The following is a 20,796-nucleotide window of genomic DNA, read 5'->3' on the forward strand; positions in this document are numbered from 1 at the left end:
GCCGCGCGAAGAACTGCTCGTGCTGCGCTCGGCCTGCGGCGCCGATGTCCGCTCGATCTGCGGCGGCGTCCAACCGGGCGGCGGGCGGATCGTGCAATGCCTTGCGACCAATGCCGGCTCGCTCTCGCCGGGATGCCGCGACGTGCTGGCACCGTTCGCGGCACGGTAATTCCGTTGTCACGCGACTGACCAAAAGGAGAGCGAACAATGCTGCGCATTGCCCTGACCGCCGCGCTGCTCTGCCGCTCGACCGCCGTCTACGCCCAGGAGCTCACCAACGCACAACGCGACGCGTGCATGGGCGATTACCAGAAGTTCTGCAAAAGCGTGACGCCCGGCGGCGGGCGGATCATCGCCTGCCTCGCCAAGGAGAGCGACAAGCTGACGCCGGCCTGCAAGCAAGTGCTGGCGGAAGCGGAAAAGAAATAGAAGCGCGGGCAGCGAGACGACAGGTGCCCGGCGCTTTGCCGGGCACGGGGCCGTAGCACCTTGTTGTCACCGACAGGCCAATCATACCTCAGCCCGGGAGAGGGAATATCATGCGTTCAATTTTGCTGATCGCCGCGGTCCTGCTGTCCTTTGCCGCGACCATGACCTTCGAGTCCTCCGACGCCAATGCGGTGGTTTGCGCCCGCGGCGTCTATCGCGCCGGATGCGCCGGCTATCGCGGCGCGGTCGTCGTGCGAAGGCCGCCCGTCGCCGCCTGCCGCTGGGTCTGGGTCGGCGGGGTCAAGGTCCGCCGCTGCTACTGAGCTTTTCGGCGCCAGCAGGATAGTCGCCGCGCGCATTTTCCCTCTGGCGTTCCCGCCGGAGGGCTATTAGTCTGGACCCAAATTGTAAGTACACTGTCAATCTGGGAGGCGGACGTTGCGGATCGCCGTGATCGGCGGAGGGCCCGGCGGGCTCTATTTCGCCTATCTCTGGAAGAAGCGTCATCCTGACGCCGAGATCGACCTGTTCGAGCAGAACGCGGCCGGCGCCACCTGGGGCTTCGGCGTGGTGTTCTCCGAGCAGGCGCTGGACTTCCTGCGCGCCGACGACCCCGAGACGGTCGATGCCATCGCGCCCGGGATGGAGAGCTGGAAGAACATCACCCTCAATCTGCGCGGCGAGAGCGTCGAGATCGACGGTGTCGGGTTCTCCTCGATCGGCCGGCTCAAGCTGCTGACGATCCTGCAGGAGCGCGTGCGCAGCACCGGCGTCACGCCGCGCTTCGACACCGTGGTGCAATCCCTCGATCAACTCAGCGGTTACGACCTGATCGTCGCCGCCGACGGGCTGAACTCGATGGTCCGCCGTGGCTTCGAGGCTGCCTTCGGCGCGTCGGTCTCGCATTCCTCCAACAAATTCGCCTGGTACGGCACCACGAAACCCTTTGCGACACTGTCGCAGACCTTCGTGGCGACCGACGTGGGCTGCTTCAACGCCCACCACTATCGCTATGCGAAGGACATGAGCACCTTCCTGGTCGAATGCGACGCAGCGACCTGGGAGGCTTACGGCTTCGCCGACAAGAGCATCGAGCAATCGCAGGCGATCTGCGAACAGGTATTTGCCGCGACGCTGGATGGCCACCGGCTGATCTCGAACAAGTCGGTGTGGCGGAATTTCCCGTGGATCTGGAACGAGCGCTGGTCCCACGGCCACATGGTGCTGATCGGCGACGCCTTGCATTCCGCGCATTTCTCGATCGGCTCGGGCACGCGGCTGGCGATCGAGGACGCGATTGCGCTGACCAAGGCGCTGGAGAGCGAGGGCGGCATCGCCGCCGCGCTTCAACGTTATGAGGGCGAGCGCAAGCCGATCGTGAAGAAGCTCGTCACCGCGGCGCGGACCAGCGCCGACTGGTACGAGCATTTCCCTGCGCATATGAAGCTCGACCTGATGGACTTCGCCTACAGCTACATCACCCGCTCCGGCCGGATCGACGATGCGCGGCTGCGCGCGATGTCGCCGGCCTTCATGGCCCGCTACGAAGCCGCAAAGGGACGCTCATGACGGGGATCGCCGACCTGGTTCCGCTGGACAATCCCGGTGCGCGCGAGATCGGATTTGCGCTTCCCGAACGCTACAATGCGAGCCGCATCCTGTTCGACAATCTCGGCAACGGAAACGCCGAACGCCTGGCGCTGACCGGCCCGGCCGGCACGCGGACCTATCGCGAGCTCTGCGCTGACGCGGCGCGCTGGGGCCACGCCTTCCTGTCGCTCGGACTGAAACGCGGCGACCGCGTCCTGCTGTTCCTCGACGACACCCCGGCCTACCCCGCGGCATTCTTCGGCGCGGTGCGCGCCGGCTTCGTGCCGCTGCTAATCAACACGCTGACGACACCGGAGCTGCTGCAATTCTATCTGTCCGACGCCGGCGCGCAGGTCGCCGTCACCGATGCCGAATTCTGCACACGCTTCAATGCGGAGGCCTGCAGGGACACGCCGCTGCGCACGCTGATCGTGGTGAACGGCGTCGCAAGCGATCACGCAGTGGCCGAGACACGCAACGCCGGCGACTGGCTGGATGGGTTCTCGACCGAGCTCGACGCGGCCGACACAAACCGCAACGAGATGGCGTTCTGGATGTATTCGTCGGGCTCGACCGGCCGCCCCAAGGGCATCGTGCATTTGCAGCACGACATGGCCTATAGCGAACTCGCCTTTGCCCGCAGCGTGCTGAAGCTGAAGCCCGGCGATATCTGCTTCTCGGTGCCGAAGATCTTCTTCGCCTATGGCTTCGGCAATTCGATCACGTTTCCCTTCTCGGTCGGCGCCGCGACGCTACTGCTGCCGGGCCAGCCGAAGCCGGCCGCGATCTTCGACGCGATCGGGCAGTACCGGCCGACCGTGTTCTTCGGCCTGCCGACGCTCTACATCTCCCTGACCAAGGCCGAAGGTGCCGACGCTGCCGATTTCTCCTCGCTGCGGATGGCGGTCTCGGCCGCCGAGGTGCTGTCGGCCGAGGTCTTCAACGGCTGGAAGCAGCTCACCGGGCTCGAGATCATCGAGGGGCTCGGCTCGACCGAGGTGCTGCACGTCTATCTCAGCAACCGCGCGGAGCAGAAGAAGCTCGGCGCCGCCGGATTGCGCGTGCCCGGCTACGAGATCATGCTGCGCGACAGCGACGGCCGCGAGGTCGGCGACAACGAGGAAGGCATTTTGTGGGTGCGCGGCGATTCCGCGACGCCACTGTACTGGAACCGGCCGGACAAGACCGCCGAGACCGTGCGCGAGGACGGCTGGATCTACACCGGCGACCGCTTCATCCGCGACAGCGACGGCTTCCACTTCTTCCGCGGCCGCGCCGACGATCTGATCAAGATCTCCGGCCAGTGGGTCTATCCGCTCGAGGTTGAGCTCTGTCTCGCCGATCACCCCGACGTCCGCGAATGCGCCGTCTACGCCGCCGAATTGCCGGACCGGCGCATGACGCTGCGGGCCGTGGTGGTGATGAACAAGGCCGGCTTCGACAGCGACGAGGCGACGCGGCGGCTGCAGGACTACGTCAAGGCGAAACTGCTGCCGTACAAATATCCGCGCGAGGTGAAGTTCATCGACGAGCTGCCGAAGACCGGCACGGGGAAGATCGATCGCCAGGCGGTGATGCGGATGTAGGGCGCAGCACTACCAACACATACTCGGTGTCGTCCCGGCGAATGCCGGGACCATAACCACCAATCTCAACCGCTACGTCGCGCTGGGGCGCCAGCGTGGCGCCACAGATACGTTTGTGATTGAGTCCCGGGTGCCCGAGCTTGCCTGCCGCGGTCTTTGATAGGCGTCAATGACTCAAAGTTGGCCGCCATTTGCCTTCCGGCGCATCTGGTTGGCGGCGCCTTCGATGAACTTTGCGAGCCACTCGAAGCTGATGAACAGGCTTTCCGCTCGCCTCCGTGCCGGCGATCCAGGTTCGAGCGAGTCGGCTAACCGCCTTTGACGCTCTGTGCGCTCACGGCAAACCATGGCTCTATTTTCGGCGAACTCAAGTTGCTCGCGATCGTGGCCCAGCTTGCGCTCTTCCTCGATCAGTATTCGGGTGACCGTCGCTATGGTTTCGTCCGGTGTGTCAGGGGCCCTCAGGAGGTCCAGACAATGGTCGATGTTCGCACGCGCGATGAACTGATCCATGGACGCAATCCCCACTAGCTTTCGTCCAGGTTCCATCGTGCTCCGGCTTCATGACAGTCGCGAGTCAATTCCGCATGATACTGCACCGTCGAACTACGGCCATAAGCCCGATAACATGCAGATTGTGCCAGCAAGTTGGGTTGATCTCGCTCAACTTGTTCAGCCATCGACGGGGCTCAGCGAGCACGAGCGTAGTCCGCCAACTGCGCGAAAATGCCCCCAAAAAAGGCCGCTGCGCCAAGGCCAGCGGCCTTTTCCCTTCGGGGCGGCCGCGGTCACATATTGTACCAAGCCACTGGCGGTGAATATACGCCGTCGACCAGCTTGCCGCCGATTGCATACTCGCCACCCATGACCAACGTGTGGCCGTCAGGGGCGTGAGCTCTGCGGGCCGTGGTGGTGATGAACAAGGCCGGCTTCGACAGCGACGAGGCGACGCGGCGGCTGCAGGACTACATCAAGGCGAAACTGCTGCCGTACAAATATCCGCGCGAGGTGAAGTTCATCGACGAGCTGCCGAAGACCGGCACGGGGAAGATCGATCGCCAGGCGGTGATGCGGATGTGAGTGGTGCTGCGGAGATAGCGCGTCACGTTGCTGTCGCCTGATCTCAATCTCGACATCGAGCCCGGGGCTCACCCCTCTCCCCGACCCTCCCCCGCAAGGGGGGAGGGAGCCCGAGCAGCGTACTCACCTCACGTACACACTCATCTTGCTCTCTCGTCGTCGGGGAGATCGTAGGGATCACTGACGTGAGGAAGGCACTGGCGGAAGGGTTCCCTCCCCCCTTGCGGGGGAGGGTTAGGGAGAGGGGTGGCCACACGGCGTACTCTTTCAGTCAGCGTGCGGCAGCTAACCGCCCAGCCCCGTCCCGCCGTACAGCCACGCGATATCGTCGCACCATTCATCCTGCGACTTCGCGCTCATGATTGCGTTGCGGATGCGGGCGTGTTCGCCTGCGGGATGGTAGACGTGCTCGCCGATCGCGCGTGACATCAGCTGTACGCGCGCCGTGCGCGGGAAGCGCTGGGTACGATAGGCATCGAGCGCCGCTGCCTGATCATCGTGATGGGCCAGCATGTGCGACAGGCAGACCGCGTCCTCCATCGCCTGGCAGGCGCCTTGCGCGAAATATTGCAGCATCGGATGCGCAGCGTCGCCGAGCAGCACAACGCGGCCATCGATCCAGCGTTCGGTGGGGTCGCGGTCGCACAGCACCCAGAGCTTCCAGTCGGTGCCGTGACGGATGATGTTCTGCGCCCGCTCGTGGACGTGGGTGAAGCCCTTCATCACCTCGGCTTCGGAGACCGGCTTGCCCGCGACCGGCTCGGGCGCGTCGTTGTGATAGGTGACGACGAGGTTGAACACCTTCCAGCCCGACAGCGGGTAATGCACGATGTGGCATTTCGGGCCGGCCCATAACGTCGCCGCATTCCAGCGCAGGTCTTCCGGCATCTGCTCGGTGGGAATCACCGAGCGATAGGTGGTGTGGCCGGAGACGCGCGGCGGGCCGTCTGCCGTCACCTGCTTGCGGATGTTCGACCACAGACCGTCGGCTCCGATCAGGAGCCGCCCGGTGATGCGCTCACCGCTCGCGAGCTTTGCGGTCACGGCCGAGCCGTCCTGTTCGTAACCTGTCACCTCGCTGGACACGCGCAGCTCGATCAATTCATGGTTCTGGCAGGCGCGCAGGAACACGCCGTGCAGATCGCCGCGATGCACCACGGCATAGGGATTGCCGAACCGGGCGCGGAACGCATCGCCGAGATCGATATGGGTGATCTCATCGGCGGTCAGCGCATCCATCAGCCGCAGCTGGTCGATATAGACCGCCATGTTGCGCGCGGCCTCGCCGACGCCGAGATAGTCGAAGGCGTGGAACGCATTCGGCCCAAGCTGGATACCGGCGCCGATCTCGCCGAGTGCTGAAGCCTTCTCCAGCAGGATGGAGCGGATGCCTTTCTGCGCGAGGCCCAGCGCCACGGCGAGACCGCCGATGCCGCCACCCGCGATCAGGACTGGTCTCGTCTCCGCCATCAGCCCGACCTTCCGAGATGTTCGAGGGCATCCTCGGCGCGCAGCGGCACTCGCGACGCCTCGTTGTTGAGGTCGACAAGTTGGGTCAAGAGCGAGAGCAGCGTCTTGCGGTCGGCCGGCTTCAGCGGCTGCAGCATCCGCGTCTGCGCCTTCTCGACCGAGGGCATGATCTCGTTCAGTACGCCGGCTCCGGCCTTGGTGAGATAGAGCAGCTTCACCCGCTTGTCCTCGGGCGCCGGTTTGCGCACGATGAACTCCTTGGCCTGCAGCCGCTCGATCACGTTGCCGAGCGTGGAGCGGTCGAACGCGATCACCGCCGAGAGCCGGGTGGCGTCGATGCCGGGGTGGGTCGAGATCGTCACCAGCGCGGCGTATTGCACCGGCGTCAGATCGAACGACCTGCATTCCTCGATGAACAGCGCCACCGCGATCTGCTGCATGCGCCGGAACAGATAGCCGGGCGCGGTGTAGACCGCGTCCATGGTGACGGGCGTGGACTTGCTACTCGGCATCGGGCTGCCTGTCCGGGGCGGCGTCGGCAAACGCCTTGACCTGCTTTGCCGCAGCCTCTGCCTTGATCAGGCGCGGATAGGCCGAGACATCGACGCCGAAGCGCCGCGCATTGGCGAGCTGAGGCACCAGGCAGAGATCGGCAAGCGTCGGCGCATCGCCGAAGCAGAACGGCCCCGCCTCCTCCTTGATCAGGGTCTCGCAGGCCGACAGACCCTCGCGATTGGCCCAGGCCGCCCATTCCGTCACCTGCTCCTCGGGCAGGCCGAGCTTGCGCAGCCGCGCCAGCACCTTCAAGTTCTGCACCGGGTGGGTGTCGCAGGCGATCGCTTGCGCGAACGCCCGCACCTTGGCCCGCCGCAGCGGGTCCTTCGGCAGCAGCGGCGGATTGGGATTGGTCTCGTCGAGCCATTCGATGATCGCGAGCGACTGGGTGAGGATCGCGCCGGCATCGCTCTCCAGCGTCGGCACCAATCCCTGCGGATTGATCGCCAGATAGGCCGGCGCGCATTGCTCGCCCTTGCGCAGATGATGCGGCAGATGCTCCGGCGTCAGCCCCTTCAGATTGAGGGCGATCCGGACCCGGTAGGACGCGCTGCTCCGGAAATAGCCATGCAGCTTCATCGGAACCTCCCCTGCATTATTCTGGTTTTGACGCGTTTTCTTGACGCGAACCGGTACCCACTTCGCTCGAAAACGCTATGGCTTGTTTCATTGACGCTAGCCACATTGTCAGTATACTGTCAATTAAATTGAACCGACAAGAATGATGGGAGGCTTGCCATGGAAGCCGTGCAGAAGACCCCGGAGCGCGAAGCGTTCTACAAGAAGATCGACGGCGAAAACCTCTCGGCGCTGTGGAACGTGCTGGGCGATCTGGTCACGCCGGAGCCGCGGAGCGCATGCCGCCCGCATCTGTGGAAATTCGACCAGATCCGCGACTACATGAACGAGGCCGGCAGACTGATCACCGCCAAGGAAGCCGAGCGCCGCGTGCTGGTGCTGGAAAACCCCGGCCTGCGCGGTCAGTCCAGGATCACGACCTCGCTGTTTGCCGGCGTGCAGATGGTGGTGCCGGGCGACGTTGCGCCCGCCCATCGCCACACGCAGTCGGCGCTGCGCTTCGTGCTGGAGGGCAAGGGCGCCTACACCGCCGTCGATGGCGAGCGCACGGCGATGGCGCCGGGCGATTTCGTCATCACGCCGTCGATGACCTGGCACGACCATTCCAATGAAACCTCGGAGCCGATGTTCTGGCTCGACGGGCTCGACATCCCGATGGTGCAGTTCTTCGACTGCTCGTTCGCGGAAGGCGCCAAGGAGGATCAGCAGGCGATCTCCAAGCCGGCCGGTGACAGTTTCGCGCGCTACGGCCGCAACCTGTTGCCGATCGACCAGAAGCGGTCGTCCAAAACCTCGCCGATCTTCAACTATCCCTATGAGCACACCCGCGAGACGCTTGAAAAGGCCCGGGCCCGCGATGAGTGGGATGCCTGCCACGGCCTCAAGCTGAAATTCTCCAACCCTGAGACCGGCGATTTCGCGATGCCGACCATCGGCACCTTCATCCAGCTGCTGCCGAAGGGCTTCAAGACCGCGCGCTATCGCTCGACCGACGCCACCGTGTTCGCCGCGATCGAGGGCAAGGGCCGCACAAGGGTCGGCGACCAGACCTTCGAATGGGGTCCGCGCGATCTGTTCGTGGTGCCGAGCTGGCACTGGGTCACCCACGAGGCCGACACCGACTCCGTGCTGTTCTCGTTCTCGGATCGCCCGGTGCAGCAGAAGCTGGATCTGTTCCGCGAGGATCGCGGCAACGCGTAAGAGGCGCGGCAAAATGTAACGGTGTCGTCCCGGGCAAGCGAAGCGCGACCCGGGACCCATAACCACAGGGGCTTGTTGTTCGAGGCGCTGGGGCCCCAGCCTTTTCTAGCAACGACACCCTGTGGCAATGGGTCCCGGCCTTCGCCGGGACGACGGCGGGGGTTGCGGCGAACAGCGCGCCTTCACCGCCAGTGCAGCAACCGCACTTCCAGCAGGTTGATCAGCTTCCCCACCAGAAGCCCGAACAGCGACAGGATCACGACGCCGGCGAGCAGCTGATCGGTCTGCATCAGATTGCCGGCCTGCAGCACGAAGGCGCCGATACCGTATTGCGCGCCGATCATTTCGGCGCTGACCACGAGCAGCAGCGCAACCGACGAGGTGATGCGGAAGCCGGCGAGGATCGAGGGCAGCGCGCCCGGCCAGATCACGCGGCGGACGATGGCGTGGAACGGCACGTTGAAGCTCTGCGCCATCCGAATCAGATTGCGCGGCACCGCATCGACGCCGCTATAGACCGAGATCGCGGTCGAGAAGAACACCCCGAGCGCAATGGTCGCGATCTTCGGCTCCTCGCCGATCCCGAGCCACAGGATGAGCAGCGGCAGCAGCGCGATCTTCGGAATCGGGAACAGCGCCGAGATGAAGGTGATGCCGACACCGCGCGCCATGGTCGACAGCCCGATCGCGAAGCCGACGATAACGCCAGCTGTCGTGCCGATGATCCAGCCAGTGCCGATCCGCATGATCGACCAGGAGAGGTGCTGCCACAGCGCCCCCGACGTCGCGAGCTTGTAGATCGCGACCGCGATCGCCGACGGCGCCGGCAGGAACAGCGGATTGACCCACCCTGCGCTGCCGGCGAGTTGCCAGACCGCGATGACCAGCGCGAGCGCGATCCAGCCGGAATAGCGGCTGCCGCCAGGGGTGAAGCCGGCGCCGCGAAACGCGACCGGCCGCGTCGCCTCCGCCGATCGGTCCTTCGTCTCCTGCGGGGAGCGGTCAAGCATGCTGGACCTCGCGCTCGGCATCGATCGCTTCTTTGCGGATCAGCGACCACAATTCGCCCTGCAGCGCGGCCATCGGCCCGCGCGCCTCCATGGTGCCGCGCTCGGCGCGCGTCATCGGGAGGGTCACGATTTCCCTGATGCGACCGGGGCGGCGCGACAGCACCACGACGCGGTCGGCGAGCCGCACGGCCTCTTCGAGATTATGCGTGACATAGACCGCGCCCATCGTGCCATCGGCCAGCAAGCCCACGAAATCCTCCATCAGGAGTTCGCGGGTCTGCGAATCCAGTGCCGACAGCGGCTCGTCCATCAACAGGATCGCCGGACGAACCGCGAGCGCCCGCGCAATGCCGACACGCTGGCGCATGCCGCCGGACAGCTGCTTCGGGTATGCGGCGCGAAAATCCGTTAGGCCCGTGCGGCGCAACGCATCGTCGATCACGGCGCGACGCTCGCCGGCGCCGAGGGACGTGTGCAGCAGCGGAAACGCGACGTTCTCCTCGACCGTATTCCACGGCAGCAGGGCGAAGTCCTGAAACACGAAGGTCAACGGATTGAGGCTGCCCGACGGCGGCGCGCCGCGCAGTTCGGCGGCGCCCTCGCTCGGCCGCAGCAAGCCACCGAGGATCGACAGCAGCGTGCTCTTGCCGCAGCCGGACGGACCGACGATCGCGACGATCTCACCGGCGCGAACCGTGAAGGAGACATCGTCGAGCACGTCGAGCGCGCCGAAGCGATGGCTGATATGGTCGGCGATCAGGTCCATGGCGCGACGCCTTTCCAGCTTGAACCGTCATCCTGAGGAGCGCGAAGCGCGTCTCGAAGGATGCACGGCCCGGATGTAGCCGGGCCGCCGACCCTTCGAGACGCCGCTACGCGGCTCCTCAGGGTGACGGATTGAGAGGGGTAGGCGCGACTCATCATCAATCCGCCTTCACATAGTCCTTGGCGATGATCGCATCGGCATCAAAACCCTTGTCGACAAAACCCTGCCCCTGCAGCCATTTGATCTGGTTGTCGAGGTTCTTCACGTCGAGCTTGCCGTCGGGATCGATATAGGCGCAGTTGCCGACCACCTGCTCGACCGGCAGGTTGGTGTATTTGGCGATGATCTCGAGCAGTGGTTTGGTCTTGTCGTTGATCGGCGCCACACCGTCCTTGATCGCGGTCAGGATCACGTCGTGATATTCGTGGTCGGCGCGGGTGAGCGCGGTGAGAAGTCTCTTCACCAATTGCGGGTTGGTCAGCGTCTTCGGCGATGCGAAGATGGCGCCAAGCTGCCACGGCGTCTCGTCGCCGACCCAGCCGAGAAGCTTCGCACCGTTGGCATCCATCAGCGTCCGCGCGGTCGAGACCGGCAACAGTGCCGCGTCGACGGTTTCACCCTTGAGCGCCGCGACCGCGTTCGACAGCGACTGCAACGGCACGATCTTCACATCGGAGAGCTTGAAGCCGTATTTGTCGGCGAGCAGGCCGAGCGAGTAATGGAAACTGGAGCCGACCTGGGTCACTGCGACGCGCTTGCCCGCGAGATCCTTCGGCGTCTTGAGGCCGCTCGCATAGGCATTGTTGCTGGCGAAATAGCCGATCAAGGGATAGCCGGCCTTCTCGCGGCTCATGCCGCCGATCACCTTCAGCGTGCCCTTGCCGGCGAGATTGTAGAGCCCCGCGGTCACCGCGGTAACGCCGAAATCGACGTCGCCTGACGCGGTCGCCACCGCGATCGGCTGGGCCGCGTCGAAGAACTTCAGCTCGACATCGACACCCGCGTCGCGGAAATAGCCCTTGTCCTGCGCGATGAACACCGGCGCCGAGGACGACAGCCGCAGCACGCCGATCTTCGCCTTCAGCAGATCGTCGGCCCGCGCGATGCCGCTCGCGGCCCACACCAACACACCCGCGAGTGCGAGCCGCGCCCAAACCTTCATTACCGTCTCCACTCATAATCCTTCAGGCACGGCCTGATCGCGGCCGATGAACGCGCCCTGGTCTGCGAGCTGTTGTTGCAACTTTTCGACGGAAATGTCGCGCGGAATCGTATTGCCCGACAGTGCGAGCGCCGCGGCGGTTCCCGCCGCCTCGCCCATCACAAAACAGGCACCGGAGACGCGCGCCGCGGATTGCCCTTCATGGGTCATCGAGGCGCAGCGGCCGGCGACCAGCAGATTGTCGACGCCCTCGGGCACCAGCATGCGATACGGCAATTCATTGTAGCCGCGGCTTTCCGGGATCGGCGGAAACTCGAAGGTCACGTCGCCCGGCACGTGCTTTTCCATCGGCCAGCCATTGACGCCGATCGAATCCTCGAACGAGGCACAGCCCAGCACGTCCTCGCCGGACAGCATGTAGCCGCCGATCACGCGCCGCGTCTCGCGGATGCCGAGCTGCGGCGGCAGATCGACGATGTAGGAATTCTCGAAGCCCGGCACCGTGCGCAGGAACCTGAACGCCTCGACCGCCTGGCGGCGGCCCTCGATCTCGCCGCGCGTCATGTCATCGGGATCGATGCCGGAAACGGCGCCGCCGTCGCTGCGCGTCACCTGGGTGAAATTCACCCGCCATTCGATCTGCGATTTCTGCGGTCGCACGATCGCGGACTTGCGCGGGAATTTATAGGTGCCGGCGGCCTCGGCCTGCGCCATCCGCTCCGGAATCGTCCGCCACGCATCGCCCGCCTTCGCCGGATCTATGCCGTTCAGACGGAACATCATCGACGGATAGAGCATGCCGCCGGCATTGTCGCCGACCTCATGGGGCGCACCGGCCCAGACCGCGAGATCGCCGTCACCGGAGCAATCGATGAAGATGCCGGCCGGCACCGCCTGACGCCCGGCCTTGGTTTCCACCATCAGCGCGCGGATGTTCGCGCCGTCCATGACGACGCCGGCGCCGAGCGCATGGAACAGGATGTCGACCTTGTGATGCGCCAGGAGATCGTCCGCTGCGATCTTGTAGGCCGCGGTGTCGTAGGCCTGCGCCAGGATCTTGCCGAGGATCAGATGCGGCGCGTTCAGCCCACCGAGCCGGTCGATCCGCGCCAGCAGGTCGGAGGCAATGCCCTGCACCACGCGGTGCATCTCGCCGAAGATGTTGGCGTGCAGGCCGCAGAAATTCGTCACGCCCGCCGCGGTGCCCATGCCGCCGAGAAATCCGTAACGCTCGATCAAGAGCGTTCGCCGTCCGGCGCGCGCCGCGCCGACGGCCGCCGCGATGCCGGCGGGTCCGCCGCCAAGCACCACCACATCATATTCGCCATAGACCGGCACCTGCCGCGCAGGTTCTTCGATCGTGCTCGCTCGCATCATTTCCGCCCTGAACAAAGTTGATTGGGCGAACTATGAATTGATGCGGATTGCGGTACAATCCACCAAATTATGTGATCAGCTTTCGCGAATCGAGAAAGGTGAGAGCAAAGGGAACGGCAGATGGATACGCTGGTGAATCTTGAAGCCTTCCTCGCCACCGCAGATGCCGGTGGCTTCTCCGCCGCGGCCCGCAGGCTCAACGTCGCGACGTCGGTCGTCGCCAAACGCGTCACCCAGCTCGAGGAGCGGATCGGCACCGCGTTGTTTCATCGCTCGACCCGCCAATTGCGGCTGACCGAGGCCGGGCAGCGATACGTGCATCGTGCCCGCGGCGTCGTTGCCGATGTCGGCGACCTCCTGTCGCGAATGGGCGAGAAGCAGCGCGACCTCTCCGATCATCTGCGCGTCAAGGCGCCGACCTCGCTGACGGTGGCACGTCTCGCCGATGCCTTCACGATTTTCCAGAAGCAGAACAGCAGCGTGAAGCTCGAGATCGTGATGATCGATCGCCCGGTCGATCCGGTGACCGAAGGCTTTGACATTGCGATCGGCGCCTTCCCGCATTCCTTCGGCGGCGTCGTCGACGAGCCGCTGTGCCGGCTGCCGCGGCTGTTGTGCGCCTCACCGGCGTATCTCAGGAAACATGGAACGCCGAAGCATCCGCGCGATCTGGTCGATCATCGCTGCCTCAGCTTTCTGCCGACAGGACCGGAATGGCCGTTCGAGGGGCCACGCGGCCGCATCAACATCCAGGTGCGGCCGATTCTCAGTTCAAACGAGGGCCGCGTGCTGACGCAAAGCGCGATCGCCGGCAACGGCATCGCGCTGCTCTCGCATTATCTGGTCGCGGAGGCGCTGCGCGCGGGCACATTGCAGCCGGTCCTCCCTGAGTTTCCGATCCCGGAACTGTGGGTGAAGGCCGCCGTTCCCGAACGCCGCATCGATGCCGCCGCGGTCCAGGCGCTGCTGAAGACTTTGAAAAAGTCGCTGTCGCAATCGCTGTGATGCGACAGCGGCCTTGCCCCTCGCATGCGGACCTGAGACAAGGGCGCGAAAGGATCGCCCGCTTGAAACTCCTGACATCAGCCTTGCTCGGCCTCATGATCGTCGCGACGCCCGCGGCGGCGATCGAGACCTGCCGCTTCATCGAGGCCAAGGCGGAACGCGAGGCCTGCTACCATCGGCAAGAGCAGGAGCTGGCGACGAAGCGCAAGCCCGAGCCGCCGATCACGCCGTCAAGCGAAGCGAAGACGTTCGACTCCCTGCAGCAGATGCGGCGCGACGACGAAGAGGTCTATCGCAGCATGCGCGGCATCTGCCGCGGCTGCTGAGCCGTACGCTTGCAAATATGTAGGGCGGATTAGCGCAGCGTAATCCGCCAATCCGTCGGAATGCGAGCGGCGGGTTACGCCTTCGGCTAACCCGCCCTACAGACCATCCGCACAGACTACACCTTGCCGCCCCAGCGGCCTGCGCGCTTCTCGGCAAAAGAGGCGAGCCCTTCGGCGGCCTCGGCGGTCTGCCGCTTGGCCGAGTGCAGATGGACGAGGCGCTTGTAGGCCGCATCGTCGACGGCCATGCCGCCGAACGAGCTCTCCATCGCGAGCTTCTTGGTCTCGGCCATCGCATCCGGCGCACTGCCGAGCAGCTGCTCCACGACCTTGGCGCCCGCGCTTTCGAGATCGGCCAGCGGCACCACCTCGTGCACGAGACCGATCCGGCGCGCATCCTCGGCGCCGAAACGTTCACCGGTCAGCGCGTAGCGCCGCACCTGGCGCACGCCGATCGCATCGCAGAGCTGCGGGATGATGATCGCAGCGGTCAGGCCCCAGCGCACCTCGGTGATCGAGAACAGCGCGTTGTCGGCCGCGATCACGATATCGCAGGCCGAGATCACGCCGGTGCCGCCGCCGAAGCAGCCGCCCTGCACCAGCGCCACCGTCGGGACCGGAAGCGTGTTGAGGCGCTGCACCGCCTCGAAGGTGGCGCGCGACGCCGCCTCGTTCTCCTCCGCTGATTTTGGCCGCACGCCGTTGATCCATTTCAGGTCGGCGCCGGCCTGGAAATGCTTGCCGTTGCCGTTGAGCACGACGACACGCACCGGCTTGGTCGAGAGATCGTCGATCGCGTTGAGCACGCCGGCGATCAGCGCGCCGTCATAGGCATTGTTGACCTCGGGCCTGTTCAGCGTGACGGTCGCGACCCCGCGCGCATCGAGGCTCCACAGGACTGGGCTGGCCGGCATGATGTTTCTCCCTGGTTCGGTATAGCTGTTGTCTTGTACTAACCTTGCACTATGGCGAGATGAGATGGCTTGATCCATCACTTTCGAGCGCGCGCGGCCGCGCCACGCGCATGACGGGTTGCGCGATGGCCTGCGCTTGTGGAAACTGACGCGACACGTTGCAAGGACCAGTTCCACTGATGCGTATTTGTATTTTCGGCGCAGGCGCCGTCGGCAGCCACTTCGCGGTTCGGCTGGCACGCGCCGGCCACGATGTGTCCTGCGTGATGCGCGGGCCGCATCTCGACGCGGTCAGGACCAACGGACTGACGCTGAAGGTCGGCGACAGCAGCGTCACTGCGAAAGTGACGGCATCGGCCGATCCTGCTGAGCTGGGGCCGCAGGACGTCGTCATCAGCACGCTGAAGGCGACCGGCATCGGTGCGCTCGCAACCGGGCTGCTGCCCCTGCTCCAACGCGACACGATGGTCGTGTTCGCGCAGAACGGCATTCCCTGGTGGTACGGTCTCGGCCTGCCGCCGCAGCATCCGACCATCCCCGATCTCGGCTTCCTCGATCCCGGCGGACGCCTGCGCAGCGCCGTTCCGCAGGAGCGGATCATCGGCGGCGTGATCTTCTCCTCCAACGAGGTGATCGCGCCCGGCGTGGTGGCGAACCTGTCGCCGGAGCGCAATCGCCTCCTGGTCGGCGAATGCGACGATCGCCGGAGCGAGCGCATCACCCTGCTGCGCGCGGCACTGAATGACGCCGCGATCGAATCGCCCGAGGTCAGTGAGATTCGTGAGACGATCTGGTCGAAGCTGCTCACCAACATGTCGATGTCCGTGCTCTGCCTGCTGACCGGGCTGACCGCGCGCGGCGTCCGCGACGATCCTGACATGCAGGACGTGATCCCGCGGCTGCTCGACGAGGCCAATGCGGTGGCAACGCACTACATTCCCAAAGTCAAGCGCGTCACCCGATCAGGACCGGCACCGGACCACAAGCCGTCGATCCTGCAGGACTACGAGCTCGGCCGCGCCATGGAGATCGACGTGCTGGTGCGCGCCCCGGCAGCGTTTGCCCGCGCAACCGGACTTCCGACCCCGATGCTCGATTTGATGGCCGCGCTCGCGATCCAGAAGGCGCGTGACAAGGGGCTGTATCAGGGCTGACAATCCGAGGCTGACAACAACAAGCAAGGATATCGAACTATGCAGGTCAAGGACAAGGTCTGTATCGTCACTGGCGGCGCGAGCGGAATCGGCGAAGCGGTGGCGCGGGCCTATGCCGACGCCGGCGCGCGCGGCGTCGTGGTCGCCGATCTCAAGACCTCGCGCGACCGGCTCGCCAGCGTCGCCGGCGACATCGACGGGCTCGCGGTCACCGCCGATGTCGGGCTCGAGGAAGACATCAAGGCGCTGATCGCGGCGGCCGAGGACAAATATGGTCCGGTCGACGTGTTCTTCTCCAATGCCGGGCTGTCGCGCAAGGGACAGGAAAGCGCGTCCGATGCCGACTGGGACGTCAGCTGGCGCGTGCATGTGATGAGCCACGTGTTCGCGGCGCGCGCGCTGGTGCCCGGCATGCTGGCGCGCGGCTCCGGCTATCTGCTCAACACTGCATCGGCCGCGGGACTGTTGGCCTCGCTGAACTCGATGCCCTACGGCGTGACCAAGAATGCCGCGGTCGCGCTCGCCGAGCATCTCGCCATCCAGTATGGCGATCGCGGCATCCGCGTTTCCGTGCTCTGCCCGCAATCGGTGCAGACCGGCATGACGACCCCGGGCCCGAGCGCGGCGCGGGTCGACGGCGTGCTGCAGCCCGGCGAGGTCGCGCGGATGGTGGTCGAGGCGATGACCGAGGAGCGCTTCCTGATTCTCTCGCATCCCCAGGTGCAGGAATACATGCAGCGCAAGGCCACCAATCGCGAGCGCTGGCTGTCTGGCATGCGCCGCCTGCGCGACCGGATCTATGGCGGCGCGGCGTCATAGAGACTTTCATCCGTCATTGCGAGCGAAGCGAAGCAATCCATTCCGCCGCTTGCCGAGAAATGGATTGCTTCGTCGCTTCGCTCCTCGCAATGACGAAGTCATTCCTTTGAGAAAGGCGCGAACTTCTCCAGCAGTCCGGAATAAGCTTTTGCCGCCGGCATCGCATAGGCCCCGCGGCGCGACGTCGTGAGCTTGAGGCCGGCGAGCGCTTCCGCCTGCTTCACAGCGGCCGCGACGCCGTCGACGACGGGCACGCCGAATTGCACCGACAGCTCATGCGCGAGATCGGCCATGCCGGCGCAGCCGAGCACGATGGCGTCGGCACCCTTCTCCAGCGCCCGCGCGATCTCAGCTTCCAGCTTCGGCCTGGCACCCGAGTCCGGCTTTTCGAGATCGAGCACCGCGACGTCGCAGGCGGTGACCGCGGCGCGGTCGGCAAAGCCGTAGCGGCGGACCAGCTCCTCGAGCGGCACGATCGAGCGCGGCAACGTGGTGACGATGCCGATGCGCTTGGCGATCTGTCCGGCCGTGACCAGCGCCGCCTCGCAGAGGCCGACCACCGGATAACGCACCGCCGACCGCGCGGCATCGAGCCCGGTGTCGTCGAAGCAGGCGATGATGCCGGCATCGGCATCCGGCGTCTTAAGCAGCGCTTCGATCAGCCCGGGAACGGCGAACGCCTCGTCATAGAAGCCCTCGATCGAGGCGGGGCCCATCGACGAGGTGACGGCGACGATCTCGGTTGCCGGCGCGGCCACCGCCTGGGCGGCGGTCGCGATGGTCGCGGTCATCGACGCGGTGGTGTTGGGATTGACGATCAGGATTTTTGTCATGGCCCGAGATTAGTAGCCCGGATACAGCGAAGCGCAATCCAGAACGGTGTCACAGATGCAGAACCCTGTCCCGGATTTCGCTTCGCTGCATCCGGGCTACAAGACTAAGAATGGTTGGCGACCCAGGCCGCGAAGGCATCGAGCAGTTCGGTCATCACCTCGCGATCGTTGCGGCCGGAGCGCTTGAGGACATGGAAGGAGTGATCGGCCTCCTTCACCAACTGCAGCGTCGCGCGGCTCCCCAGTTCCTTCACCGCCGGCTCGAGCAGATCCAGTTCCGCCAGCGCATCGCGGGTGCCTTGCAGGAACAGCATCGGGAGCTTGACCTCGGCGAGGTGCTTGGCCCGCTCGTTCGACGGCTTGCCGGCGGGGTGCAGCGGGAAGCCGAGGAACACCAGTCCGCGGACGCCGGCGAGCGGCGCTCTCGCCTGCGCCTGCGAGGTCATGCGTCCACCGAACGACTTGCCGCCGGCGAACAGCGGCAGTTCGCCGCAACGGCGCGCGGCCTCGGCCACCGCGGCACGCACTGTCGCCTGCGCGACGGCGGGCGGATCGGGCCGCTTGCTGGCCTTCTCCATGTAGGGAAACTGATAGCGCAGCGTCGCGATGCCGCGCTCCGCCAGGCCCTCCGCGATCGCGGCCATCGATGGATGCGTCATGCCAGCGCCGGCGCCATGCGCAAACACATAGGCCGCGCGGGCCTGCGCCGGGCGCAGCAGCAGCGCGGACACCGTGCTGTCGTCCGAGACGGCGATCGTGAGCGGCTGTGCAGCTGACGCGTTCAAGATGACATCTCGAAGAATGATTGCTCCGTCAAATCTAGCCGCAGGTTTCGATGCGCGCAAATGCCGCCGCGGAGAGAGCGCCGCAAGTGAACTGGCTCACAGCTGATCAACATTTCCCTTGCAACATTTTCGTTGTTAGACCGAGAGCCGCCACTGTAGGATGGCGCGCGGCACATCACACGCTTAGCGCGAACCTGTTCCGGCGAATTTTAATATCTCATCCATATCACGCGCGGGTACCGCGAATCGGGGGACGGGGCATGCCTCGCAAGACGATCTTTTTCATCGGACTGTTGATTGTCGCCGGCCTGCTCTACTTCAAGGACGATATCGAGACGGTGGCGAGCGGCTTCCACGTCAAGGTCGTCGACTACCAGCCGCCGGCAAAAACGGTGTGGCTGGACCAGAATGTCAGCGCCGAACGGCTGCGCTGGTTCTATCACGCCGACCAGGGCACGCGGACCTTCGGCATTCCCCTGAAATGGTTCATGACGCTGGAGCAGCCGACGGTGTGGCCGCCGTTCACCGCGGCACCGCGGCTCAGCCAGACCGATTATCTCGGCCGCTTCGGCTTTATTCCCGACACCGTGATTCCGGGCGCGCCGGATGCGCTGCCGATCGGCTTCGCGCCGAGCACCCCGATGACCGATGCCAACGGCGCGCCCTGGCGCAACCCGCACACAAAGGAGGACATGCCCGGGGTCGGGCTGACTTGCTCCGCCTGCCACACCGGAAGCTTCAGCTATCGCGGCACCGAGATCGTTATTGACGGCGGGCCGGCCAACACCAACCTGTTCGAGTTCCAGAAGAGCGTCGGCTTGTCGCTGCTGCTGACCCGGTTCTGGCCGGGCCGGTTCGCGCGCTTTTCCGATGAGATCCTCGGCAAGGACTCCACCGTGGACGAGCGCATGGCGCTGCGCGGCCAGCTCGATCTCGTGCTGAAGCAGTACGCCAATATCAATGCGCTGGAAAACAAGGTCGCGGCCAACAGCGTCGAGGAAGGCTATGCGCGGCTCGATGCGCTGAACCGGATCGGCAACCAGGTGTTCTCGATCGACCTGAACAATCCGAACAACTATGCCTCGCACTCGGCGCCGGTGCATTTCCCGCGGATCTGGAACGCGCCGTGGTTCAGCTGGGTGCAATATGACGGCTCGATCATGCAGCCGATGGTGCGCAATGCCGGTGAAGCGCTCGGCGTCAGCGCCGAGCTCAATCTGCTCGACGAGTCCAGGGGCCTGTTCAAATCGAGCGCGCGGGTGGACGTGCTGCACGAGATGGAGCGGATGATCGCCGGCGAGCCGCCGCGCGAGGACAAGGGCTTTGGCGGACTTGCGTCGCCGAAATGGCCTGAAAACATCCTGGGGCAGATCAACGTGGATCTCGCGAAGAAAGGCGGCGAGCTCTACAAGACGCACTGCCAGGACTGCCATGGACCTGCGATCGACAGCAAGGCGCTGCCGCCGAGTGAAGCCTTCGCGCTGTTCAAGGACAAGAAGCGCTGGATCAAGAACGACGCCGGCCAGCCGCTGCTCGACGTCGAGATGATTCCGATCAGCCATATCGGCACCGACAGCGCACAGGCCGAGGGCCTTGCGAACCGCACGGTCGAGACCCCGGCCAATTTGAAGATCAAGGACGGCGGCTTCGGGCCCGCGCTCGGCGAACTGGTCGAGAAGACCGTCGACTATTGGTACGACCAGAACAAAACCCCGCCGGAGGATCGCAAGCGCATCAATGGCTACCGGCCGAACGGGATCCAGGCGCTGCTCGCCTACAAGGTCCGGCCGCTCAACGGCATCTGGGCGACCCCGCCCTACCTGCACAACGGATCGGTCCCGACCATCTACGCCCTGCTGTCGCCGGTGAAGGAACGTCCCCCGATCGTCTATCTCGGCGGCCGGGAGTATGATCCGAAGGATCTCGGCTATATCTCGAACGGCAAGATCAAGAACGTCTTCGCGCTCGACACCAGCAAGCGCGGCAACAGCAATGCCGGACACGAATTCTCGGACGAGAAGGGTCCCGGCGTGATCGGAACCGGCCTGAAGGAAGATCAGCGTCGCGCCCTGATCGAGTTCATCAAGACGCTGTAGCCGTCGCTGGTCAACACGCCTGTTGTCATCGCCTGGCTTGGCGCGGCCATCCACGTTTTG

General features: G+C 65.1%; 22 protein-coding genes and 1 pseudogene. 12 read left to right on the plus strand and 11 right to left on the minus strand.

Going from position 1 to position 20,796, the window contains the following annotated elements:
- The 5 genes from H8A92_RS24350 to H8A92_RS24370 form a co-directional block, all read left to right on the plus strand.
- On the plus strand, positions 1-169 hold a 169-nt coding region (locus H8A92_RS24350), incomplete at its 5' end, for a cysteine rich repeat-containing protein (RefSeq protein ID WP_229198151.1).
- A 38-nt stretch (positions 170-207) separates the two neighbouring features.
- Complete coding sequence (locus H8A92_RS24355; protein WP_229198118.1) at positions 208-429, plus strand: cysteine rich repeat-containing protein; 222 nt, start codon at positions 208-210, stop codon at positions 427-429.
- Between the two features lie 110 nt (positions 430-539).
- Entirely contained in the window at positions 540-752 is a 213-nt protein-coding gene (locus H8A92_RS24360; protein ID WP_229198119.1) for a hypothetical protein, read from the plus strand.
- 115 nt (positions 753-867) lie between these two features.
- A complete protein-coding gene (locus H8A92_RS24365; protein WP_229198120.1) occupies positions 868-1,998 on the plus strand; it encodes an FAD-dependent monooxygenase in 1,131 nt (376 codons plus the stop codon).
- Complete coding sequence (locus H8A92_RS24370) at positions 1,995-3,605, plus strand: benzoate-CoA ligase family protein (protein WP_229198121.1); 1,611 nt, start codon at positions 1,995-1,997, stop codon at positions 3,603-3,605. The genes H8A92_RS24365 and H8A92_RS24370 overlap by 4 nt, the downstream gene beginning before the upstream one ends.
- A gap of 174 nt (positions 3,606-3,779) precedes the next feature.
- On the opposite strand, the gene H8A92_RS24375 is transcribed toward H8A92_RS24370, so the two are convergent.
- Complete coding sequence (locus H8A92_RS24375; protein ID WP_229198122.1) at positions 3,780-4,118, minus strand: hypothetical protein; 339 nt, start codon at positions 4,116-4,118, stop codon at positions 3,780-3,782.
- 384 nt (positions 4,119-4,502) lie between these two features.
- Between H8A92_RS24375 and H8A92_RS24380 the strand changes: the two are divergent.
- Positions 4,503-4,685: pseudogene (locus tag H8A92_RS24380) on the plus strand (AMP-binding enzyme); the annotation flags it as partial.
- 285 nt (positions 4,686-4,970) lie between these two features.
- On the opposite strand, the gene H8A92_RS24385 reads toward H8A92_RS24380, so the two are convergent.
- Genes H8A92_RS24385 through maiA form a run of 3 tightly spaced genes read right to left on the minus strand, consistent with a single transcriptional unit; the run spans position 4,971 to position 7,289 of the window.
- Positions 4,971-6,155, minus strand: a complete 1,185-nt coding sequence (locus H8A92_RS24385; RefSeq protein WP_229198123.1) for a 3-hydroxybenzoate 6-monooxygenase — start codon at positions 6,153-6,155, stop codon at positions 4,971-4,973.
- Entirely contained in the window at positions 6,155-6,667 is a 513-nt protein-coding gene (locus H8A92_RS24390) for a MarR family winged helix-turn-helix transcriptional regulator (protein WP_229198124.1), read from the minus strand. The genes H8A92_RS24385 and H8A92_RS24390 overlap by 1 nt, the downstream gene beginning before the upstream one ends.
- On the minus strand, positions 6,657-7,289 hold the full coding sequence (gene maiA / locus H8A92_RS24395) for a maleylacetoacetate isomerase (RefSeq protein WP_229198125.1): 633 nt from the start codon (positions 7,287-7,289) through the stop codon (positions 6,657-6,659). Before maiA ends, H8A92_RS24390 begins: the two co-directional genes overlap by 11 nt.
- A 159-nt stretch (positions 7,290-7,448) precedes the next feature.
- On the opposite strand from maiA, the gene gtdA reads away from it, so the two are divergent.
- A complete protein-coding gene (gene gtdA / locus H8A92_RS24400; RefSeq protein ID WP_229198126.1) occupies positions 7,449-8,489 on the plus strand; it encodes a gentisate 1,2-dioxygenase in 1,041 nt (346 codons plus the stop codon).
- A gap of 182 nt (positions 8,490-8,671) precedes the next feature.
- Here the strand turns inward: gtdA and H8A92_RS24405 are convergent, their stop codons facing one another.
- The 4 genes from H8A92_RS24405 to H8A92_RS24420 all read right to left on the minus strand — a co-directional run bounded on the left by H8A92_RS24405 (position 8,672) and on the right by H8A92_RS24420 (position 12,801).
- Complete coding sequence (locus tag H8A92_RS24405) at positions 8,672-9,499, minus strand: ABC transporter permease (RefSeq protein WP_229198127.1); 828 nt, start codon at positions 9,497-9,499, stop codon at positions 8,672-8,674.
- A complete protein-coding gene (locus H8A92_RS24410; protein ID WP_229198128.1) occupies positions 9,492-10,265 on the minus strand; it encodes an ABC transporter ATP-binding protein in 774 nt (257 codons plus the stop codon). Before H8A92_RS24410 ends, H8A92_RS24405 begins: the two co-directional genes overlap by 8 nt.
- A 157-nt stretch (positions 10,266-10,422) precedes the next feature.
- Positions 10,423-11,427, minus strand: a complete 1,005-nt coding sequence (locus H8A92_RS24415) for an ABC transporter substrate-binding protein (protein ID WP_229198129.1) — start codon at positions 11,425-11,427, stop codon at positions 10,423-10,425.
- Positions 11,428-11,439: 12 nt separating this feature from the next.
- Positions 11,440-12,801: an FAD-dependent oxidoreductase gene (locus H8A92_RS24420; RefSeq protein ID WP_229198152.1), complete on the minus strand. Its 1,362-nt coding sequence runs from the start codon at positions 12,799-12,801 to the stop codon at positions 11,440-11,442.
- A gap of 123 nt (positions 12,802-12,924) precedes the next feature.
- Here H8A92_RS24420 and H8A92_RS24425 point away from each other — a divergent pair, with 123 nt between their 5' ends.
- Together H8A92_RS24425 and H8A92_RS24430 are read left to right on the plus strand one after the other, a co-directional pair.
- Positions 12,925-13,809 carry a LysR family transcriptional regulator gene (locus tag H8A92_RS24425; RefSeq protein WP_229198130.1) on the plus strand — a complete coding sequence of 295 codons (885 nt, stop codon included), beginning with the start codon at positions 12,925-12,927 and terminating at the stop codon, positions 13,807-13,809.
- 95 nt (positions 13,810-13,904) lie between these two features.
- Positions 13,905-14,135, plus strand: coding sequence for a hypothetical protein (locus H8A92_RS24430; protein WP_229198131.1), 231 nt, complete (start codon positions 13,905-13,907; stop codon positions 14,133-14,135).
- A 116-nt stretch (positions 14,136-14,251) separates the two neighbouring features.
- Here the strand turns inward: H8A92_RS24430 and H8A92_RS24435 are convergent, their stop codons facing one another.
- The gene (locus H8A92_RS24435) at positions 14,252-15,049 is read right to left on the minus strand and encodes an enoyl-CoA hydratase-related protein (RefSeq protein ID WP_229198132.1); all 798 of its coding nucleotides are present in this window, start codon (positions 15,047-15,049) and stop codon (positions 14,252-14,254) included.
- Positions 15,050-15,228: 179 nt separating this feature from the next.
- On the opposite strand from H8A92_RS24435, the gene H8A92_RS24440 reads away from it, so the two are divergent.
- Together H8A92_RS24440 and H8A92_RS24445 are read left to right on the plus strand one after the other, a co-directional pair.
- Positions 15,229-16,203 carry a ketopantoate reductase family protein gene (locus H8A92_RS24440; protein ID WP_229198133.1) on the plus strand — a complete coding sequence of 325 codons (975 nt, stop codon included), beginning with the start codon at positions 15,229-15,231 and terminating at the stop codon, positions 16,201-16,203.
- A gap of 39 nt (positions 16,204-16,242) precedes the next feature.
- Complete coding sequence (locus tag H8A92_RS24445) at positions 16,243-17,022, plus strand: SDR family oxidoreductase (protein ID WP_229198134.1); 780 nt, start codon at positions 16,243-16,245, stop codon at positions 17,020-17,022.
- Between the two features lie 98 nt (positions 17,023-17,120).
- Here the strand turns inward: H8A92_RS24445 and H8A92_RS24450 are convergent, their stop codons facing one another.
- On the minus strand, positions 17,121-17,855 hold the full coding sequence (locus H8A92_RS24450) for an aspartate/glutamate racemase family protein (protein WP_229198135.1): 735 nt from the start codon (positions 17,853-17,855) through the stop codon (positions 17,121-17,123).
- A gap of 104 nt (positions 17,856-17,959) precedes the next feature.
- The gene (locus tag H8A92_RS24455) at positions 17,960-18,640 is read right to left on the minus strand and encodes an alpha/beta hydrolase family protein (protein WP_229198136.1); all 681 of its coding nucleotides are present in this window, start codon (positions 18,638-18,640) and stop codon (positions 17,960-17,962) included.
- 260 nt (positions 18,641-18,900) lie between these two features.
- On the opposite strand from H8A92_RS24455, the gene H8A92_RS24460 reads away from it, so the two are divergent.
- Positions 18,901-20,736: a c-type cytochrome gene (locus H8A92_RS24460; RefSeq protein WP_229198137.1), complete on the plus strand. Its 1,836-nt coding sequence runs from the start codon at positions 18,901-18,903 to the stop codon at positions 20,734-20,736.
- The last annotated feature ends 60 nt before the right edge of the window (positions 20,737-20,796 follow it).

Source organism: Bradyrhizobium acaciae (genome assembly GCF_020889785.1).
GTDB lineage: Bacteria > Pseudomonadota > Alphaproteobacteria > Rhizobiales > Xanthobacteraceae > Bradyrhizobium > Bradyrhizobium acaciae.

Excerpts from the sequence above, each read along its gene's own strand:
- H8A92_RS24445 (WP_229198134.1), top strand. The coding sequence starts at position 16,243 with ATGCAGGTCAAGGACAAGGTCTGTATCGTCACTGGCGGCGCGAGCGGA.
- H8A92_RS24410 (WP_229198128.1), bottom strand. The coding sequence starts at position 10,265 with ATGGACCTGATCGCCGACCATATCAGCCATCGCTTCGGCGCGCTCGAC.
- H8A92_RS24430 (WP_229198131.1), top strand. The coding sequence starts at position 13,905 with ATGATCGTCGCGACGCCCGCGGCGGCGATCGAGACCTGCCGCTTCATC.
- H8A92_RS24460 (WP_229198137.1), top strand. The coding sequence starts at position 18,901 with ATGCCTCGCAAGACGATCTTTTTCATCGGACTGTTGATTGTCGCCGGC.
- H8A92_RS24440 (WP_229198133.1), top strand. The coding sequence starts at position 15,229 with ATGCGTATTTGTATTTTCGGCGCAGGCGCCGTCGGCAGCCACTTCGCG.
- H8A92_RS24355 (WP_229198118.1), top strand. The coding sequence starts at position 208 with ATGCTGCGCATTGCCCTGACCGCCGCGCTGCTCTGCCGCTCGACCGCC.
- H8A92_RS24390 (WP_229198124.1), bottom strand. The coding sequence starts at position 6,667 with ATGCCGAGTAGCAAGTCCACGCCCGTCACCATGGACGCGGTCTACACC.
- maiA (WP_229198125.1), bottom strand. The coding sequence starts at position 7,289 with ATGAAGCTGCATGGCTATTTCCGGAGCAGCGCGTCCTACCGGGTCCGG.
- H8A92_RS24435 (WP_229198132.1), bottom strand. The coding sequence starts at position 15,049 with ATGCCGGCCAGCCCAGTCCTGTGGAGCCTCGATGCGCGCGGGGTCGCG.
- H8A92_RS24420 (WP_229198152.1), bottom strand. The coding sequence starts at position 12,801 with ATGCGAGCGAGCACGATCGAAGAACCTGCGCGGCAGGTGCCGGTCTAT.
- H8A92_RS24405 (WP_229198127.1), bottom strand. The coding sequence starts at position 9,499 with ATGCTTGACCGCTCCCCGCAGGAGACGAAGGACCGATCGGCGGAGGCG.
- H8A92_RS24415 (WP_229198129.1), bottom strand. The coding sequence starts at position 11,427 with ATGAAGGTTTGGGCGCGGCTCGCACTCGCGGGTGTGTTGGTGTGGGCC.
- H8A92_RS24425 (WP_229198130.1), top strand. The coding sequence starts at position 12,925 with ATGGATACGCTGGTGAATCTTGAAGCCTTCCTCGCCACCGCAGATGCC.
- gtdA (WP_229198126.1), top strand. The coding sequence starts at position 7,449 with ATGGAAGCCGTGCAGAAGACCCCGGAGCGCGAAGCGTTCTACAAGAAG.
- H8A92_RS24360 (WP_229198119.1), top strand. The coding sequence starts at position 540 with ATGCGTTCAATTTTGCTGATCGCCGCGGTCCTGCTGTCCTTTGCCGCG.
- H8A92_RS24375 (WP_229198122.1), bottom strand. The coding sequence starts at position 4,118 with ATGGATCAGTTCATCGCGCGTGCGAACATCGACCATTGTCTGGACCTC.
- H8A92_RS24370 (WP_229198121.1), top strand. The coding sequence starts at position 1,995 with ATGACGGGGATCGCCGACCTGGTTCCGCTGGACAATCCCGGTGCGCGC.
- H8A92_RS24450 (WP_229198135.1), bottom strand. The coding sequence starts at position 17,855 with ATGACAAAAATCCTGATCGTCAATCCCAACACCACCGCGTCGATGACC.
- H8A92_RS24385 (WP_229198123.1), bottom strand. The coding sequence starts at position 6,155 with ATGGCGGAGACGAGACCAGTCCTGATCGCGGGTGGCGGCATCGGCGGT.